At 73.8% G+C, this 16,844-nt stretch carries 16 protein-coding genes; 10 read left to right on the forward strand and 6 right to left on the reverse strand.

Annotated elements, in window-relative coordinates:
* Positions 1 to 35: 35 nt before the first annotated feature.
* The 5 genes from fabI to ACWGN5_RS27485 all read right to left on the reverse strand — a co-directional run bounded on the left by fabI (position 36) and on the right by ACWGN5_RS27485 (position 4,393).
* Positions 36 to 929: an enoyl-ACP reductase FabI gene (gene fabI / locus ACWGN5_RS27465; RefSeq protein WP_453519892.1), complete on the reverse strand. Its 894-nt coding sequence runs from the start codon at positions 927 to 929 to the stop codon at positions 36 to 38.
* Complete coding sequence (locus ACWGN5_RS27470; RefSeq protein WP_453519895.1) at positions 929 to 2,176, reverse strand: beta-ketoacyl-[acyl-carrier-protein] synthase family protein; 1,248 nt, start codon at positions 2,174 to 2,176, stop codon at positions 929 to 931. Before ACWGN5_RS27470 ends, fabI begins: the two co-directional genes overlap by 1 nt.
* The gene (locus ACWGN5_RS27475) at positions 2,169 to 2,423 is read right to left on the reverse strand and encodes an acyl carrier protein (RefSeq protein WP_189806097.1); all 255 of its coding nucleotides are present in this window, start codon (positions 2,421 to 2,423) and stop codon (positions 2,169 to 2,171) included. Before ACWGN5_RS27475 ends, ACWGN5_RS27470 begins: the two co-directional genes overlap by 8 nt.
* Positions 2,424 to 2,499: 76 nt before the next feature.
* Complete coding sequence (locus ACWGN5_RS27480; RefSeq protein ID WP_453519897.1) at positions 2,500 to 3,612, reverse strand: radical SAM protein; 1,113 nt, start codon at positions 3,610 to 3,612, stop codon at positions 2,500 to 2,502.
* Between the two features lie 61 nt (positions 3,613 to 3,673).
* Positions 3,674 to 4,393, reverse strand: a complete 720-nt coding sequence (locus tag ACWGN5_RS27485) for a Phenylacetic acid catabolic protein (protein ID WP_453519898.1) — start codon at positions 4,391 to 4,393, stop codon at positions 3,674 to 3,676.
* A 520-nt stretch (positions 4,394 to 4,913) separates the two neighbouring features.
* On the opposite strand from ACWGN5_RS27485, the gene ACWGN5_RS27490 reads away from it, so the two are divergent.
* The 6 genes from ACWGN5_RS27490 (at position 4,914) to ACWGN5_RS27515 (ending at position 9,773) form a co-directional block, all read left to right on the forward strand.
* On the forward strand, positions 4,914 to 6,152 hold the full coding sequence (locus tag ACWGN5_RS27490) for an aminotransferase-like domain-containing protein (protein ID WP_453519901.1): 1,239 nt from the start codon (positions 4,914 to 4,916) through the stop codon (positions 6,150 to 6,152).
* Positions 6,149 to 6,619, forward strand: coding sequence for a PaaI family thioesterase (locus tag ACWGN5_RS27495; protein WP_453519903.1), 471 nt, complete (start codon positions 6,149 to 6,151; stop codon positions 6,617 to 6,619). The genes ACWGN5_RS27490 and ACWGN5_RS27495 overlap by 4 nt, the downstream gene beginning before the upstream one ends.
* A gap of 172 nt (positions 6,620 to 6,791) precedes the next feature.
* Positions 6,792 to 7,223 (forward strand): cell division protein SepF, encoded by a 432-nt coding sequence (locus ACWGN5_RS27500; protein ID WP_369147021.1) that lies wholly within the window; start codon positions 6,792 to 6,794, stop codon positions 7,221 to 7,223.
* 55 nt (positions 7,224 to 7,278) lie between these two features.
* On the forward strand, positions 7,279 to 8,748 hold the full coding sequence (locus tag ACWGN5_RS27505) for an ATP-binding protein (RefSeq protein ID WP_453519907.1): 1,470 nt from the start codon (positions 7,279 to 7,281) through the stop codon (positions 8,746 to 8,748).
* Complete coding sequence (locus tag ACWGN5_RS27510; protein ID WP_453519909.1) at positions 8,745 to 9,158, forward strand: nucleotide pyrophosphohydrolase; 414 nt, start codon at positions 8,745 to 8,747, stop codon at positions 9,156 to 9,158. The genes ACWGN5_RS27505 and ACWGN5_RS27510 overlap by 4 nt, the downstream gene beginning before the upstream one ends.
* Before the next feature lie 126 nt (positions 9,159 to 9,284).
* A complete protein-coding gene (locus ACWGN5_RS27515; RefSeq protein WP_392157363.1) occupies positions 9,285 to 9,773 on the forward strand; it encodes a DUF6099 family protein in 489 nt (162 codons plus the stop codon).
* Between the two features lie 167 nt (positions 9,774 to 9,940).
* Here the strand turns inward: ACWGN5_RS27515 and ACWGN5_RS27520 are convergent, their stop codons facing one another.
* Positions 9,941 to 10,219: a hypothetical protein gene (locus ACWGN5_RS27520; protein WP_453519911.1), complete on the reverse strand. Its 279-nt coding sequence runs from the start codon at positions 10,217 to 10,219 to the stop codon at positions 9,941 to 9,943.
* Between the two features lie 245 nt (positions 10,220 to 10,464).
* Between ACWGN5_RS27520 and ACWGN5_RS27525 the strand changes: the two genes are divergently transcribed.
* The 4 genes from ACWGN5_RS27525 to ACWGN5_RS27540 all read left to right on the forward strand — a co-directional run bounded on the left by ACWGN5_RS27525 (position 10,465) and on the right by ACWGN5_RS27540 (position 16,590).
* Positions 10,465 to 11,388 carry an LLM class F420-dependent oxidoreductase gene (locus ACWGN5_RS27525; RefSeq protein WP_453519913.1) on the forward strand — a complete coding sequence of 308 codons (924 nt, stop codon included), beginning with the start codon at positions 10,465 to 10,467 and terminating at the stop codon, positions 11,386 to 11,388.
* A gap of 14 nt (positions 11,389 to 11,402) precedes the next feature.
* Positions 11,403 to 12,335, forward strand: coding sequence for a homocysteine S-methyltransferase (gene mmuM / locus ACWGN5_RS27530; RefSeq protein WP_453519915.1), 933 nt, complete (start codon positions 11,403 to 11,405; stop codon positions 12,333 to 12,335).
* Positions 12,336 to 12,496: 161 nt separating this feature from the next.
* The gene (locus tag ACWGN5_RS27535; protein WP_453519916.1) at positions 12,497 to 14,056 is read left to right on the forward strand and encodes a 3' terminal RNA ribose 2'-O-methyltransferase Hen1; all 1,560 of its coding nucleotides are present in this window, start codon (positions 12,497 to 12,499) and stop codon (positions 14,054 to 14,056) included.
* Positions 14,053 to 16,590 (forward strand): polynucleotide kinase-phosphatase, encoded by a 2,538-nt coding sequence (locus ACWGN5_RS27540; protein WP_453519918.1) that lies wholly within the window; start codon positions 14,053 to 14,055, stop codon positions 16,588 to 16,590. The genes ACWGN5_RS27535 and ACWGN5_RS27540 overlap by 4 nt, the downstream gene beginning before the upstream one ends.
* Positions 16,591 to 16,844 lie beyond the last annotated feature (254 nt).

A 16,844-nucleotide genomic window follows, 5' to 3' on the forward strand; every position in this document is an offset into this window, starting at 1 on the left:
CTTCTGCGCGGACCGGATCCCGAGGATCGTCGCGGTCATGAGCGGTCCTCCTTGCCGGCGCGGGGCGGGGCGCCGATGCCCGGGGGTTCGCCGACGGCGCCGACCCCCATGCGGACGGCGTGCATCCCGCCGTCCGCGTGCACGATCTCCCCGGTGACGGTGGCCGCCAGGTCCGAGAGCAGGAAGAGCACCGGGCCGACGAGCCGGGCCGGATCCGCGCGGCTCCAGCCGAGCGGCGCCTCCTGCTCCCAGCGGTCGGCGATCCGGTCGAAGGTGCTGATGGCCCGCCCGGCCACGGTCTCGACCGGGCCGGCGGCGACGAGGTTGACGCGGATGCCGGAGTGCCCCAGATAGAGCGCGAGGTAGCGGCAGACCGCGCCGAGCGTGGCCTTGCCGACCCCCATCCAGTCGTATCCCGGCCAGGCCCCGGACGAGTCGAAGTCGAGCCCGACGACACTGCCCCTGGCCGCGCCCGCGCCGCCGCCCTCACGCAGCAGCGGGGCGAGCGCGGTGGTCAGCGCGTGCAGCGAGAACGCCGCCGTGCGCAGGGCGAGCGTCGCGCTCTCGACCGGGGTGGTGAGGAAGTTGCCGCTGAGTGCGGACTGCGGGGCGGCGGCGATCGCGTGCAGGACGCCGTCGACCGCGCCCCAGCGGCGCTCCAGCTCCTTGGTGAGCGCGTCGAGGTCCTCGGGGCGCGTCACGTCGAGTTCCAGGACGTCGGCCGGGTACGGGAGGCCGGAGGCCGCCGCCTCCGTGATCCGGCGGGTCCGGCCGAAGCCTGTCAGCAGGACCTCCGCGCCCGCCTCCTGGAGCGCCCGCGCGGTGTGCCAGGCGATCGAGTCGTCGTTGAGGACACCGGTCACCAGATAGCGGCGCCCCGAGAAGCCGAGCAGGTCGGGGACGCCGTGGGGGTCGCGGGAGGCTCGCATCAGGACCGTCCTTCCACGGCCAGGACCAGGGCCGCGTTGTGTCCGCCGAAACCGAAGGAGGTGGAGAGCCCGAACAACCGGCCTCCACGCGCGCGCGTGGTGAGCTTCCGCGCCGTATGCACGAGGTCCAGCCGGCCGAGCGCCGGGTCAGGCCGGCTCAGCCCCGCCGTCGGAGGCGCGACGCCGTGCCGCAGCGCCTGGAGCGTGGCGATGGCCTCCACCGCGCCCGCCGCCCCGAAGAGGTGCCCGAGGGCGCCCTTGGAGGAGGAGAGGGGCAGTTCGGCGAGGACGTCGGCCCCGAGGGCCCGGCGCAGGGCCTCGCACTCCAGGCGGTCGTTGAGGGCGGTGCCGGTGCCGTGCGCGTTCACGTAGGCCAGTTCGCCAGGCGCCACCGCGGCCTCCCGCAGGGCGAGCGCGACCGCCCGGCCCGCGGGCCCGCCGCCGGGATCGGGCGCGGTGATGTGGTGGGCGTCGGAGGTCGCCCCGTACCCGCGTACGGCTCCGAGGACCTCGGCCCCGCGCCGGGCGGCACCCTCCGCGGTCTCCAGGACGAGGATCCCGGCGCCCTCGCCGATCACGAAGCCGTCGCGGTCCCGGTCGAAGGGGTGGGCGGTACCGCTCGGGGAGAGGGCGCCGGCGTTGGCGAAGGCGGCCGCCACCAGGTCCGACGAGGCGGCCTCCGCGCCGCCCACGACGACGGCGTCGGCCGCCCCGGCGGCCAGCAGTCGCATGCCCGCGCCGACGGCCTGCGCGCCGCTGCTGCACGCGGACGCGACGCAGAGGCTCTCGCCGTGGAACCCGTACCGCAGGGAGAGGTGGGCGGCGGCCGCGTTGGCCATCATCTGCGGGACCATCAGCGGCGACACGAAGTCCGCGCCCTCCCTCTCGTACACCTCCCGCTGCGCCTCGAAGGAGGACGTCCCGCCGAGGCCGCAGCCGATGACGCAGGCGACGCGCTCGGGCGGCCAGACCTGTCCGCCGGTCCGGTGCCCGGCCTGCGTCAGGGCCTCCTCGGCCGCCACCAGGGCCAGCTGCGTGAAGCGGTCGGTGCGGCGCACCAGGTTCCGCGGCAGATGGTCGGCGGCGGTGAACTCCGCCTGCCGGACCGCCGGATGGCCGCCGGGGGCCGGGATCGCCGCGTCCCCGGCGACGGCGCGCTCGTGGAGCACGCCGGCGCCGACGCCGAACGGGGTGACCGCGCCGAAGCCCGTGACGACGACCTCACGGGCCCGCCGGGGATCACTCAACTCCGGCCTTCTCGTAGCACAGTTCGAGGATCTGGCCGACGGTGTCGATGCCGTCGAAGTCCTTCGTGCGGACCGGCACCCCGAGGTCCCGCTTGACCGACTGCGCGAGCTCGACCATGTCGAGCGAGTCGATCTCCAGGTCGTCGAGCGCGGCCCCCGGCAGGACGTCGGCGGCGTCGACGCCGAGCTCGACCAGGGCGTCGGTGATGAACTGCTCGATGGTGGCGCGGTCCAGGGTCTCGGACATGACTCTCCCGTGCGGTGTGCGGACGGCCGGATGAGGGGATCCGGATGAGGGAACCGGAGGTGGGGATGCGGTGCGGTCAGGAGGTGAGCTTCGAGGCGTGGTACGGAGACCAGTGCCACTGCCGCCAGTAGCTCTCCGCGATGTCCACCCACTCCTCCAGGCGTGCGGCGCTGTCCAGGAAGCGGGAGGCGCTGACCACCAGCCAGCTGTAGACGGCCTGGCTGTCGCGGCAGCCGCCGCACTCCCCGGACGTGCAGCAGAACTGCAGCGACTCGTAGTCGGCGCCCCAGGCGGCGAAGCCCGGGATCACCGGATTGCCGTTGGCCACCCGCTCCTCGTGGTCGGGGTGGTCGACGCTGAGGCTCGGGCAGACCTCGTACCCGAAGCGGGCGCCCCAGTGCGAGGTGCCGGTGATGAGGCTGCGGATGAAGTACGGATGGCTGACCACGGCCTCCGGGTAGGCCTCCTTGACCCGCAGGGCCTCGTCGAGGACACGGCGCTCGTTCTCGATCCGCAGCGGGTTGTCGGTGCCGTGCTCGCTGTAGAAGTTGAAGGTGACGATGTTGCCGTTCTCGGCGATCTTGCGGACGGTCGGTTCGAGGTACGGCAGCCCGTCCTCGGAGAGCGCGAAGATGAACAGGACCCGCGGATCGTCCTTGTAGTGCGAGAGCGCCGTGTCGAACAGGCCGGTGAACTTGGAGCCGTTGACCCGGATGGCGCGCAGGTCGTCGTCGAGCGGCCCGCCGCCGAAGATGCTGACGGCCACGGCGATGTGCTCGAAGCCCTGCACGGGCATGGGACGCAGACCGTTGGTCGAGATCGTGATGTACGGCAGCTCCTCGACGAACGCCTCCACCCGGCGCAGCACCAGGGTCGGCTCACCACCGATCAGGGTGGCCTGATTGACGCCCTCGTCCCGCAGCCGACGGGCGAAGGCCCGGATCTTGTCGACGTCGGACAGCTCGCGCACGGCGGTGTCGAAGCCGCCCTCGAAGTACCAGCAGCCCTTGCAGCGGATGTTGCAGGTGTTGGTGAGGTGGACCTCGCACGAGCGCACCTCGCGGCCGAGACGGCGCAGCCGGTGCAGGCGCTCGGCGAGATCGGGGCGTTCGGCCAGGAGGGCGGCGGTGCGCTCCTTCGCCTCGCGGCGGCCGAGCGGACGCGGGGTGATGGTCAGGGGGGTGGCCATGGGGTGCGGACTCCTCGGTGGGCCGGTCTTGGGGTACGGGGGCCAGGGGGGAGCCCGGGAACTACTCGGGGACCTTCAGGCCGAGGTTCTCGATCCGCGGGGTGACCTTCGCCCGCCAGATGTCGCGCGCCTCTCCGTTGGTGGTCTGCCGGAGACCGAAACGGACCGCGAGCTTCGAGCGCTCCGAACGCGAGCTCCCGAAGATCCGGTTGAATCCGGGCCACAATCGGTCGAGACCCTGCTGGAGTTCCTCGCGGCCCTCCTCGGTGCGGGCGAGATTCCGGCAGACACGCGCGCCGTGCGCGATGTGCACCTTCTCGTCGAGAATGATCGTGCGCACCGCCTCGGCCCAGGGCTTGTAACTGCTCTGCGCGAATTCCGAGATCATCACCATCGCGGTCTCCTCGCCGATGTACGAGAAGATGCCGCGCTCGGCCCAGGTGGTGCACGTGTGGAACTCGTGGCCGGCGAAGAGATCACGGTCGGCGAGCCGCTGCTGCTCCATGTATCCGGTGTCCACGCCGATGTCGGCCAGGACCCTTTTGCCGATCTTGTAGTGGTCGTACTCCTCGACGGCGCGCTCGGCGCACACCTGCCGTTCCTCGGCGTTCGGCGCGAGCGGCAGGAACACCTGGATGTAGTCGTCGGCACCGGACAGTTCACCCTCGGTGTTGACGATCATTCCCCGGACGGCGATCTCGCGGTAGTCCTCGGGCATGGCGAGGAATTCCTCGGGGGTGCGGACGACGACTGCCTCGTCGACGGGAACGGAAGATGCCATGGTGATCCACTCGCCTCGCTCGTTCGACTTCGACCCGAAAGACCGCCGCCCTCGCGGCGGAGACCGCGGACTTCCCGCCGGAGACCGCGGACTTCGCGTGAGAGGCCGCGGACACCCCGCGATGGAGACCGCGGACATCAAGCTGGTGGAGCGGTCGAACGCTATCCACGGCGCAGCCGGTCCATCAATGAGACCGAGGGACCGGAATGGCCGATTTCCCCCGAGTCGTTCACGACGTGCCCAGAACCGGATCAAGAACCGCTCGCGGCGCGTCGGACAAGACCGCGCAAGATCGCCCCGCCCCTCCTTTTCGGCGTCGACCAGCGGGAAAGTCGGGAGGAGGGCAATCCTCCGAATTCGCCACCCGCGGCCGGATTTCCACGGCCCGCAGAGTGGCCGGATGGGACCTGAATCAGGCCTGGAATTCACCTTGCGAGGACCCCGAAGAGTGTCAACTCGGCCACGCCCGGCGGGAATCGAACGACCTGGACACCGTCTCGAATCTCTATATGCTGGCGCCATGCTTTCTGCCGCCTCCGCGCCCGCGAACGCCACCCCCTCCCCCTCCTCCACCCCTTCCGTGCCCGCGCCGGCCTACGCCTCCCGGCTGGCCGACGTCGGCTCGTCGCCGGTACGGGAGATCCTGGCGCTCACGGCACGGCCCGAGGTGATCTCGTTCGCCGGAGGCCTGCCCGCCCCCGAGCTGTTCGACATCGCCGGGATCCACGCGGCGTACGACCGGGTCCTCACGGAGAACCCGCAGGCGGCCCTCCAGTACTCGACGACCGAGGGCGACCCGGAGCTGCGCACCGCCATCGCCGACCGGCTCGCCGCGCGCGGACTGCCCACGGACGCCGACGACCTGCTCGTCACCACCGGCTCGCAGCAGGCGCTCACGCTCCTCACCACCGCCCTGGTCGAGCCGGGCAGCGTGGTTCTCGTCGAGGACCCCTGTTACCTCGCCGCCCTGCAGACCTTCGGCTTCGCCGGCGCCCGCGTCGTCCCGGTGCCCACCGACGACCAGGGCATCCTCCCGGAGGCCCTGGAGGAGATCGCGGCCCGCGAGCAGGCCACCCTCCTCTACATCGTCCCCACCTTCCAGAACCCCACGGGCCGCACCCTCCCCGCCGAGCGCCGCCACGCCGTCGCCGAGGCCGCCGCACGGCACGGGTTCTGGATCGTCGAGGACGACCCGTACGGCGAACTGCGCTACGACGGCGAGCGCGTCCCCGCCATCGCCGCCGACCCCGTGGCCGCCGACCGCACCGTCCTGCTCGGCTCCTTCTCCAAGGTGATGGCCCCCGGTCTCCGGCTCGGCTTCCTGCGCGCCCCCGCCGGGCTGCGCCGCGCCTGCGTGATCGCCAAGCAGGCGGCCGACCTGCACACCTCGACGATCGACCAGGCCGCCGCCGCGCGCTATCTCCGCGACAGCGACCTCGACGCGCACGTCGCGGTGATGCGCGCCGCCTACCAGGAGCGCCGGGACGCGATGCTCGAAGGCCTGCCGGCCGCGCTGCCCGAGGGCAGCCGCTGGAACAGGCCGGAGGGCGGCATGTTCATCTGGGTGACCCTCCCCGCCGGCCACGACGCGACGGCCCTCCTGAAGACCGCCGTCGCCCACGAGGTGGCGTACGTGCCGGGGGCGCCGTTCTTCTGCGGCGAACCGGACCCGGGCGCGATGCGCCTGTCCTTCACGACGCACTCGGCCGACGAGATCAGGGAAGGGCTCCGCCGGCTGGCGAAGAGCTTCGTCCGATGACGGACGCGCAGGCTGCCTCTTTCTCCCCGCATGCCGTCGGCACGCTCTCGCCGGACGAGCTCAACGCGCTCGTCCAGCGGCAGTTCCCCGACTACGCGGCCTGCCGGGTCACCGACGCGAGCGGGACGCACCTGCTCATGGAGGCGGACGGGGCCCGGCTCCGCACCCGGCCCGGCGGCACGATCTCCGGCCCCGAACAGGCCGGTCTCGTCGACCTCGCCGCCTTCCTCCTGATCAACGCCCGGCTCGGCCGCGCCACCCCGATGGCGCTCACCACCTCCCTCCAGATCAGCTACCTCAACCGCCCCCGGCCCGGACTGCTCCGCACCCACGCGCGCATGGCCAAGTTCGGCCGCCGCCTCTGCGTGGTCCTCGCCGAACTCAGCGACGAGGCGGGGGATCTGGCGGCCTCCGCCACCGTGACGTACTCCGTCCCACCGGCGGACGCGGGCCGCGGGACGGGCTGACGCGCGCTGCTGGACCGGCCGGCGTGCGCCGCCGCACCGGCTGACGCGGGTCGCTGGACGGGCCTACGCGGGTCGCCGGACCGGCTGGCGCGGGTCGCTCGCCGAGCGCCGCCCGGGCCATCACCTCGTGTCGTTGTTGGGCCGAACGGGTGAGGAGCGGGAGGATGGGGCCATGAGTAGGTACGAGAGGTACGACGTCACCGACGAGCAGTGGGAGGGCCTCGCCCAGGTCGTGCCCCTGCGCGGCCGTGACGAATGGCCGTCCAGGGTCGACCACCGCACGATCCCCGAGCAGTACGAATCCGCCGAGCAGCGCCGCATGGTCGTGCTCCGCGTGCAGGTCTTCGCCGACGCCCGCGAGGTCGCCGAGTACCTCATCGCCCAGATCCCGGTGCTCCTCGATCTGACGAGCGCCGACACCGAGGTCGCCAAGCGGATCCTCGACTTCAGCAGCGGCGTGGTCTTCGGCCTCGGCAGCGGGATGCACCGCGTCGACCGGAACGTCTTCCTGCTGGCCCCGGCCGGCACGGAGGTCGAGGGCGCGGAGGGCGAGGACGAGGAGGACGTCGTGGGCCGCCGGACCGCCGGCGTCCCCCGATCGTAGGAAGGTCATCTCGCCGTAACGGTTCGTCAGGGAATGATCTGCGTACGGTCCGGGCATGGACCTCACCGGCGGCTCCACGCTCGCCCGCACGTCAGACGACCCCTCCTCCGACGTCGTTCCCTCCTCGGTTCGCCCCGCACCCGTCGGTGCCGGCTCTGCCGGTACTGACGCTGCCACCACTCCCTCCGTCGACGCCCCGCCTGCCGGCTCCCCTTCTGCCGGCTCCTCGCCCGTGACGCCTGCTTCCGGTGCCGGCTCATCCCGTGCAGGCGGTTCCGGTACCGGTTCCTCCGGTGCCGGCCCCTCCGGTGCGGGCGGTTCCGGTCGCGGCGCTTCCGGGCCCCGTGTCTCCGTCCCCGAGGCGCGGGGCCCGGTCGCCGCGGCGGGCCGGGGCGGCGGGCCGCGTACCGCCCGGCCCGCCGTCACCGAGCTGCGGCTGTCCGCGTTCGCGGGCCACCGCTCCGCCGCGCACCCGCTCGGACCGGTCACCCTGTTCACCGGGCCCAGCGGCAGCGGCAAGTCCACCACCCTCCGGGCGTACGAGGCCCTGGCCAGGCTCGGCGCGGGCGACACGCTCGACGAGGTGTTCCCCGACCCCGCCGGCTGCGTCCCCGAGCGCGCCCGGCCCGACGAGCAGGGCAGGCGCGGCTTCCGGATCGGCTGCACGGTGGACGGACCCGAAGGCCCCGTCCACCTGGACCTCGCCGTGCAGGCCGAGCCCCGGCTCCGGATCGTCGGCGAACGGCTCACCGGCCGCGGCCGCACCCTGCTCGCCACCGCGCTCCGCGACCCCGGCCGGAGCGCCGTACAGGCCGAGTGGCACACGGCGGGCGCCACGCCCGTCACCCGAGCCCCGTTCCCCGACGACCTGCTCGGCACGGCGCTGCTGCCCCTGCGGGTCGCGGGCAAGACCCAGGGGCAGCGGCACGTCCTGGCCGCCGCCGAGCAGGTGGTCATCGGCCTGCGGTCGGCCTTCGCCTGCGACCCCAGGCCCGACGGGATGCGGGCCCCCGTGCCGCCCGGCGAGGGGCGGCTGCGGCGCGGCTGCGGCAACCTCGCCGAGGTCCTGCACCGCACCCACACGGACTGCCCGCGCCGCCACCACCGCCTCGCGGCCGTCGCCGGAGCGGGCTGCAGGGGACCCGTCACCGGTGTCGGCGTACAGGAACTCCCGGAGGGGACCCTCCGTGCCGTCCTCGAACGCGGCGGCCGGCCCGCGACCCCGCTCGGCCGCCTCGGCGACGGCGAACTCCGCTATCTGGCCCTCGCGCTCACCCTGCTCACCGGCCCCGGAGTGCTGGAGATGGACCGGATCGCCGAGGTCCCCGACGCCATGCAGAGCCTGACGCTGCTCACCGACGGCCTGGACCGGGGCCTCGACGGGAGGCAGGTGGGCGAACTGCTGCGGCTCGCCGCGGGCATCGCCGCCGACGGTCACATCCGGGTGGCGGGCACGGTCGGCGAACGGGCGGCGGAGGAGGCGCGCCGGACGCCCGGGGTGACGGTGGTAGACCTGGGCGGGTGACCGACGACAACGACAAGAGGGGCGGGGGCCCGGTGGGCCACGACGTGGCGGGGCTGCAGCGCAGGCTGGCCGAGTTCGCGGCGGCGCGGGACTGGCAGCCCTACCACACGCCCAAGAACCTGGTGGCGGCCCTCAGCGTGGAGGCGGCCGAACTCCTGGAGATCTTCCAGTGGTTGACGCCCGAGCAGGCGGAGCGGGTGATGGACGACCCGGAGTCGGCGCACCGGGTCGCCGACGAGGTGGCGGACGTGCTCGCCTACCTCCTCCAGTTCTGCCAGGTGCTCGGGGTCGATCCGCTGGAGGCCCTCGCGGCCAAGATCGACCGGAACGAGGTCCGATTTCCCGTCCGGAGGCGGGGCGGAGGAGGTGAGGGCGGCGCCGTGGAGGGAGATCGTCACTCTTCGGAGTGATCGACTTTTCCCCGTCAGGCTTCCTGTCCACAGATTTCCGAATTCCTCTGGTGTCGAGGCTCAGGCGGCCTCACTCTGGGTAGTGGAGTGAGTGGGCAGTAAGTCGTACGAACGGGGGCGGGGTTGATGGAAGCGGAGCGACTCATCGCGCTCGGCCGGCACGCACTGGCGGAGAGCGGGACGGCGCAGGACATCGTGGCGGAGGCCTGGCAGGCCCAGGCGCTCGCCCAGGCGATAGGGAGTCACCTCGCGCTCTGTGGACCGATGGAGCTGCGGGGCGAGGCGCGGGGTCTGAGCGAGATCGGGGAGTACCCGACCTGGGGCGCCGGCGGGCCGCGGGCGGCCCAGCTCACCGAAGTCGCGGACCCCAGCGGGGCGTTGACCGCGCTCGGGGAGCTGCTCGGGGAGGTGGGGATCGCGCTCGTGGGAGTGGCCTGCGCCACCGACGAGGAGGGGCTGTACTGGCAGTGCATCGAGGCCATCGACGCCGCCGACGAGTCGAGCGACCGGGTGCGCGGGATGCTGCGGCGCCTCGCCGTGCGGGACGGGGAGCGCGCCCGCCCGCCCGACCCCGCCCGGGGCCGAGCGGGCCCGGGACGGGGCCCGTCGTGGTAGGGGTGCTGCACGCTGCGGCGGTACGGGGCGGGGCCCTGGTGCTCGGGTCGGTGCTGTGGTTGACCGTGATGTGCAGGGCCGTGGTGCTCGGGTCGGGGCCGGCCGGGGCCGTGGTGTTCGGGTCGGGGCCGGCTGGGGCCCTGGCGTCCGGGGCCGTGGTGTTCGGGTCAGTGGCCGCCGGGCTCGCGGTGCTCGGCGGTGGGGTGATGGTGGGCGTCGGAGCTCCGTGGCCCGGGCTCCTGCTGCGTCCCGGCCTCCGGGGCGAGGCGGTCGGACGTGGACTGGAGGTCGGCGTCCAGCTGGGAGAGGTCGGCGGAGAGCGCCGCCATCAGCTCCTCCATCTGCTGGAGCAGGCCCTTGGGGGCGCCGGCGCCCTTCTGCTCGGGCACGGACTGCGGCACCGGCTGTTCGGGCACGGCCCGCTCCGGCGCGGCTTCCTGGGACATGGCGGCCTCCTCGGCCCGGGCCCCGCCGCCGAGGACGGGGCCGTGAGAGAGACGCACCGGCATCGGCCGCCGGCACGCGGGCCGGGCGGTCCGGCTCCGCCCGAGCCAACGACGGGTGCCGGGCCCCGGTCACTGGCCAGCGCGGACGCCGCCCGCCAGGGGGCCGGATTTTCACCCGACCGAGCCGGTGCGGACGGAGAGCTGACGACGACGTTGACACGCACCCGAAGGTGCAGGATGGAGGCATGGATCTTCGCATCTTCACCGAACCCCAGCAGGGGGCCGACTACGACACCCTCCTCGCGGTGGCCCGGGCCACCGAGGAGCTCGGATTCGACGCCTTCTTCCGCTCCGACCACTACCTCGGCATGGGGTCCGGCGACGGGCTGCCCGGGCCGACGGACGCCTGGATCACCCTGGCGGGCCTGGCGCGGGAGACGAAGAGGATCCGGCTCGGCACGCTGATGACGGCCGGCACCTTCCGGCTCCCCGGAGTCCTCGCCATCCAGGTCGCCCAGGTGGACCGGATGTCCGGCGGCCGGGTCGAACTGGGCCTGGGAGCGGGCTGGTTCGAGGAGGAGCACACGGCGTACGGCATCCCCTTCCCGAAGGAGAGGTTCGGCCGCCTGGAAGAGCAGCTGGCGATCGTCACCGGCCTGTGGGAGACCGAGGTCGGGAAGACCTTCAGCTACGACGGGGAGTACTACCGGCTCACCGACTCGCCCGCGCTGCCCAAGCCGGCCCAGTCCAGGGTCCCGGTGCTGATCGGCGGGCACGGCGCGAGCCGCACGCCCCGCCTCGCCGCGCGGTACGCGGACGAGTTCAACATCCCGTTCGCCTCCGTCGAGGACAGCGAGCGGCAGTTCGGCCGGGTCCGGGCCGCCGCGGAGGCGGCCGGGCGGGCGGCCGGCGACCTGGTTTACTCGAACGCGCTGGTGGTCTGCGTCGGCAAGGACGACGCCGAGGTGGCCCGCCGGGCCGCCGCCATCGGCCGGGACGTGGACGAGCTCAGGGCGAACGGGCTCGCGGGCTCGCCCGCGGAGGTCGTCGACAAGCTCGGACGGTACGCGGCGATCGGCTCCTCCCGGGCCTACCTCCAGGTCCTCGACCTGGCGGATCTGGACCATCTGGAGCTGATCTCCGACCAGGTCCAGTCGCAGCTGCGATGAGCGGGGGAGAGCCGATGAGACCGGGCCGTACGTTCGCCGAAGCCCTCGGGGCGGGGGTGCTCGTCCTCGACGGCGGGCTGTCCAACCAGCTGGAGGCGCAGGGCTGCGACCTCTCGGACGCGCTCTGGTCCGCGCGGCTCCTCGCCGACGGGCCCGAGCAGATCGAAGCGGCCCACGCGGCCTACGTGCGGGCGGGTGCGCGGGTGCTGATCACCTCCAGCTACCAGGCCACGTTCGAGGGCTTCGCCCGGCGGGGCGCGGGCCGGGAGGAGGCGGCGGGGCTGCTCGCGCGGAGCGTGGAGCTGGCCCGGGCGGCGGCGGAGGGGGTACGGGAGGAGGTGTGGGTCGCCGCGTCCGTCGGGCCGTACGGGGCGATGCTCGCGGACGGCAGCGAGTACCGGGGACGGTACGGGCTGTCCGTCGGGGCGCTGGAAAGGTTCCACCGGCCGCGGATCGAGGTGCTCGCGGGGGCGGCGCCGGACGTCCTGGCCCTGGAGACCGTTCCGGACGCGGAGGAGGCCGAGGCGCTGCTGCGGGCGGCCGCCGGGTGCGGGGTGCCGGTGTGGCTCTCGTACACCGTCGAGGGCGGGCGGACCCGGGCCGGGCAGGACCTGGCGGAGGCCTTCGCGGTCGCCGCGGGGAACGAGCAGGTCGTGGCGGTCGGGGTGAACTGCTGCGACCCGGCCGAGGCGGGGGAGGCCGTGGAGCTCGCGGTGGCCGTGACCGGGAAGCCGGCCGTGGTCTACCCGAACAGCGGGGAGCAGTGGGACGCCCGGGCGCGGGGCTGGCACGGGGACATGGCCTTCGACCCGACGCGGGCCCTCGCATGGGCCGGGGCGGGCGCTCGGCTCGTCGGCGGCTGCTGCCGCGTCGGCCCCGCCACCATCGGGGCGCTCGCCGAGACCCTGACGGCGGAGGGCGGTGACGCGGCGGCCGGGGCTCGGTGATGCCGGGCCCAGGGTTCGGTGAGGCCGCGCCCAGGGGCCGGTGATGCCGCGGCCGGGGGGCCGGTGACCGTGCTCCCAGGGGTGGGTCGGGGCCGTGGGCGGGCGGTGGGCGTGCGGAAAATGCCTGGTGGGGAGGGGAAGGGCGAACCATACTCGAAGGTGTGTTCCTGACGATCAGTACAACCGGCAACCCGGAGCGACCCGCGACCGATCTCGGCTTTCTGCTGCACAAGCATCCCGAGCGGGCGCAGGCGTTCTCGACCTCGCACGGCACGGCGCACGTCCTCTATCCCGAGGCGAGCGACGAGCGGTGCACCGCGGCACTCCTCCTGGAGGTGGACCCCGTGGCGCTGGTGCGCCGCGGCAAGGGCAGGGGCCGGGGCGGCGCCCCGGACGCGGCGCTCGCGCAGTACGTGAACGACCGGCCCTACGCGGCGTCCTCACTGCTCGCGGTCGCGCTCGCCAAGGTCTTCAAGACCGCGCTGCACGGCGAGTGCAAGCTGATGCCCGAGCGGGCCGCCGCGCCGCTGCCGCTGCGCGTCGAGGTTCCCGCGCTCCCCGCCCGGGGCGGCGCGGAGCTGGTGCGGGCGCTGTTCGGGCCGCTGGGCTGGGACACGGTGGACGCCGAACCGGTGCCGCTCGACGGGAAGTTCCCCGAGTGGGGCGACTCGCGGTACGTGCGTCTCGTCCTGGAGGGCGAGCTGCGGCTCGCGGACGCCCTCAACCACCTGTACGTCCTGCTGCCCGTGCTGGACGACGCCAAGCACTACTGGGTCGCGCCCGACGAGGTCGACAAGCTGCTGCGCGCCGGTGACGGATGGCTGGCCGGCCACCCCGAGCGGAAGCTGATCACCGCCCGCTACCTCTCGCGCCGCTGGGGCCTGGCCCGGGCGGCGACGGAGCGGCTCGAACTGGTCCGGCTCGCCGAGGCCGAGGGGCTGGACGTCGAGGACGTCGACAACGCCGTCGACGAGACCGCCGACACGGAGGAGCGTCCGGTGCCGCTCGCCGAGCAGCGGCGCGAGGCGATCCTCGCCGCGCTGAAGGACGCCGGTGCGGCTCGCGTCCTCGACCTGGGCTGCGGGCAGGGCCAGTTGGTGCAGGCCCTGCTCAAGGACCCGCGCTTCACCGAGATCGTCGGGGTCGACGTGTCCGCGCGGGCCCTGGGCGTCGCCGCGCGCCGGCTGCGCCTCGACAGGATGGGGGAGCGGCAGGCCGCCCGCGTGAAGCTGACGCAGGGCTCCCTCGCGTACACCGACAAGCGGCTGGCCGGGTACGACGCGGCCGTGCTCAGCGAGGTCATCGAGCACCTGGACCTGCCGAGGCTGCCGGCCCTGGAGTTCGCGGTGTTCGGCTCGGCCCGGCCCCGTACGGTCATCGTGACCACGCCGAACGTCGAGTACAACGTGCGCTGGGAGTCGCTCCCGGCCGGACACGTCCGGCACGGCGACCACCGCTTCGAATGGACCCGGGAGGAGTTCCGGGACTGGGCGGCCGGCGTGGCCGCGCAGTACGGGTACGAGGTCGGGTTCGCCCCCGTGGGACCGGACGACCCGGAGGCCGGGCCGCCGACCCAGATGGCCGTCTTCAGCCGTACCGAAAGCCGTACCGAAAGCCGTACCGAGAGCACTGACGCAAGCCGTACCGAAAGCCGTACCGAGAGCACTGACGCAAGCCGTACCGAGAGCCGTACCGACACCGAGAAGGAGGGACCGAGATGACCACCGAGACCCGCACCCTGCCCGTCACCGACCTGTCCCTCGTGGTGCTCGTCGGTGCCACCGGTTCCGGCAAGTCCACCTTCGCCCGGCGCCACTTCAAGCCCACCGAGATCGTCTCCTCCGACTTCTGCCGGGGGCTCGTCGCCGACGACGAGAACGACCAGTCCGCCAGCCGGGACGCCTTCGACGTCCTCCACTACATCGCGGGCAAGCGCCTCGCCGCCGGCCGGCTGACCGTCGTCGACGCCACCAACGTGCAGCAGGAGGCCCGGCGTCAGCTGGTCCAGCTGGCCAGGGCCCACGACGTGCTGCCGATCGCGATCGTCCTCGACCTGCCCGAGGAGGTCTGCCGCACCCGCAACGCCGCCCGGCCCGACCGGGCCGACATGCCCGCGCACGTCATCCAGCGCCACCGGCGCGAGCTGCGCCGCTCGCTGCGCGGCCTGGAGCGCGAGGGCTTCCGCAAGGTGCACGTGCTGAGGTCCGTCGAGGAGGTCGAGGCCGCGCAGGTCGTCCTGGAGCGCCGCTTCAACGACCTGCGGCACCTCACCGGTCCCTTCGACATCATCGGCGACATCCACGGCTGCCGTTCCGAGCTGGAGACCCTGCTCGCGAAGCTCGGCTACGTCGACGGACACCACCCGGAGGGGCGGACGGCCGTCTTCGTCGGCGACCTCGTCGACCGGGGCCCCGACTCACCGGGCGTCCTGCGCCGGGTCATGGCGATGGTCGCCGCGGGCGACGCCCTGTGCGTCCCCGGCAACCACGAGAACAAGCTGGGCCGGTGGCTCAAGGGCCGGAAGGTGCAGGAGACGCACGGCCTGGCCGAGACCATCGAGCAGCTGGGGCGGGAGAGCGAGGAGTTCCGGGCGGAGGTCGGACGGTTCATCGAGGGCCTCGTCAGCCACTACGTGCTCGACGGCGGGAAGCTCGTCGTCTGCCACGCCGGTCTGCCGGAGAAGTACCACGGCCGGAACTCCGGGCGGGTGCGTTCGCACGCGCTGTACGGGGACACCACGGGCGAGACCGACGAGTTCGGGCTGCCGGTGCGCTACCCGTGGGCGGAGGAGTACCGGGGGCGGGCGACCGTCGTGTACGGGCACACGCCCGTGCCGAACACCTCCTGGATCAACAACACCATCTGCCTCGACACCGGGGCCGTCTTCGGCGGGAAGATGACCGCGCTGCGCTGGCCGGAGCGCGAGCTCGTCGACGTACCGGCCGAGCGCGTCTGGTACGAGCCGGCGCGGCCGCTCGCCACCGAGGCGCCCGGCGGGCACCAGGGACGCCCCCTGGATCTGGCCGATGTGCACGGGCGGCGGACCGTCGAGACCCGCCACGGGGGGAACGTCGCCGTGCGCGAGGAGAACGCCGCGGCGGCCCTGGAGGTCATGAGCCGGTTCGCGGTCGACCCGCGGCTGCTCACCTACCTGCCGCCGACGATGGCGCCGGTCGCCACCTCGAAGGAGGAGGGCTACCTGGAGCACCCGGCCGAGGCCTTCGCCCAGTACCGGGCGGACGGCGTCGAGCGGGTCGTGTGCGAGGAGAAGCACATGGGCTCCCGCGCGGTGGCGCTGGTCTGCCGGGACGCCGACGCGGCCCGTGAGCGCTTCGGTGTCGGTGGGGTGACCGGCGCGCTGCACACCCGTACGGGACGGCCCTTCTTCGACGATCCGGCCGTCACCGAGGAGGTCCTCGGCCGGCTGCGGACCGCGATCGGCGCCGCCGGGCTGTGGGACGAGCTCGCCACCGACTTCCTGCTGCTCGACGGCGAGCTGATGCCGTGGTCGCTCAAGTCGGCCGGGCTGCTCCGCGCGCAGTACGCGGCGGTCGGCGCCGCCTCCGGTGCCGTCTTCCCCGGCGCGGTCGCCGCGCTGGAGCAGGCGGTGGCGCGCGGGATCGAGGGGGTCGACGGGCTGCTCGCCAAGCAGCGGGAGCGGGCGACGGACGCGGCGGCGTTCACCGAGGCGTACCGGCGTTACTGCTGGCCGACCGAGGGGCTCTCGGGCGTGCGGTTCGCGCCCTTCCAGCTGCTCGCGGCGCGCGGGCGCTCGCTCGCGGCCGTGCCGCACGACGAGCAGCTCGCCTGGCTGGACCGGCTCGTCGAGCACGACCCGACCGGGCTGCTCCAGGTCACCCGCCGGCTCGTCGTCGACACCGGCGACGAGGCCTCGGTCCGCGCCGGCACCGACTGGTGGCTGGAGCTGACCGGGGCGGGCGGCGAAGGCATGGTCGTCAAGCCGCTCGCGGCGCTGGTGCGGGACGCGAACGGGCGCCTCGGGCAGCCGGGCGTGAAGGTGCGCGGCCGGGAGTACCTGCGGATCATCTACGGCCCCGAGTACACCCGTCCGGAGAACCTGGACCGCCTGCGGCAGCGCTTCCTCGGCCACAAGCGCTCGCTGGCCCTGCGCGAGTACGCGCTCGGCCTGGAGGCCCTCGACCGCCTGGCGGGGGGCGAACCGCTCTGGCGCGTCCACGAGGCCGTCTTCGCGGTCCTCGCACTGGAGTCGGAGCCGGTCGACCCGAGACTCTGACCCGGCAGACCGCCCGAACGCCGGTCGCGGACCCGGTCGGGCGTCCGGACGCCCGACCGGGACCCCGGCCGGTGCGCGGTGCGCGGTGCGTGGTGCGTGGTGCGCGGTGGCGGTGCGCGGGGCGCGGCGGCCGCGGTCCCGGACCCCGGCCGAGCGCCGCGTCGGAGCGTCGGTTGCGGGCGGTGTTCGCGAAGGCTTCACGAAGGCTTCGCGAACACCGCCGGGGCGGGGTAGCGGGGGGGGCCGGGGGGGGC

It is taken from the genome of Streptomyces sp. NPDC055815 (genome assembly GCF_053616475.1).

Excerpts from the sequence above, each read along its gene's own strand:
- fabI (WP_453519892.1), bottom strand. The coding sequence starts at position 929 with ATGCGAGCCTCCCGCGACCCCCACGGCGTCCCCGACCTGCTCGGCTTC.
- ACWGN5_RS27475 (WP_189806097.1), bottom strand. The coding sequence starts at position 2,423 with ATGTCCGAGACCCTGGACCGCGCCACCATCGAGCAGTTCATCACCGAC.
- ACWGN5_RS27480 (WP_453519897.1), bottom strand. The coding sequence starts at position 3,612 with ATGGCCACCCCCCTGACCATCACCCCGCGTCCGCTCGGCCGCCGCGAG.
- ACWGN5_RS27485 (WP_453519898.1), bottom strand. The coding sequence starts at position 4,393 with ATGGCATCTTCCGTTCCCGTCGACGAGGCAGTCGTCGTCCGCACCCCC.
- ACWGN5_RS27490 (WP_453519901.1), top strand. The coding sequence starts at position 4,914 with ATGCTTTCTGCCGCCTCCGCGCCCGCGAACGCCACCCCCTCCCCCTCC.
- ACWGN5_RS27495 (WP_453519903.1), top strand. The coding sequence starts at position 6,149 with ATGACGGACGCGCAGGCTGCCTCTTTCTCCCCGCATGCCGTCGGCACG.
- ACWGN5_RS27500 (WP_369147021.1), top strand. The coding sequence starts at position 6,792 with ATGAGTAGGTACGAGAGGTACGACGTCACCGACGAGCAGTGGGAGGGC.
- ACWGN5_RS27505 (WP_453519907.1), top strand. The coding sequence starts at position 7,279 with ATGGACCTCACCGGCGGCTCCACGCTCGCCCGCACGTCAGACGACCCC.
- ACWGN5_RS27515 (WP_392157363.1), top strand. The coding sequence starts at position 9,285 with ATGGAAGCGGAGCGACTCATCGCGCTCGGCCGGCACGCACTGGCGGAG.
- ACWGN5_RS27520 (WP_453519911.1), bottom strand. The coding sequence starts at position 10,219 with ATGTCCCAGGAAGCCGCGCCGGAGCGGGCCGTGCCCGAACAGCCGGTG.
- ACWGN5_RS27525 (WP_453519913.1), top strand. The coding sequence starts at position 10,465 with ATGGATCTTCGCATCTTCACCGAACCCCAGCAGGGGGCCGACTACGAC.
- mmuM (WP_453519915.1), top strand. The coding sequence starts at position 11,403 with ATGAGACCGGGCCGTACGTTCGCCGAAGCCCTCGGGGCGGGGGTGCTC.
- ACWGN5_RS27540 (WP_453519918.1), top strand. The coding sequence starts at position 14,053 with ATGACCACCGAGACCCGCACCCTGCCCGTCACCGACCTGTCCCTCGTG.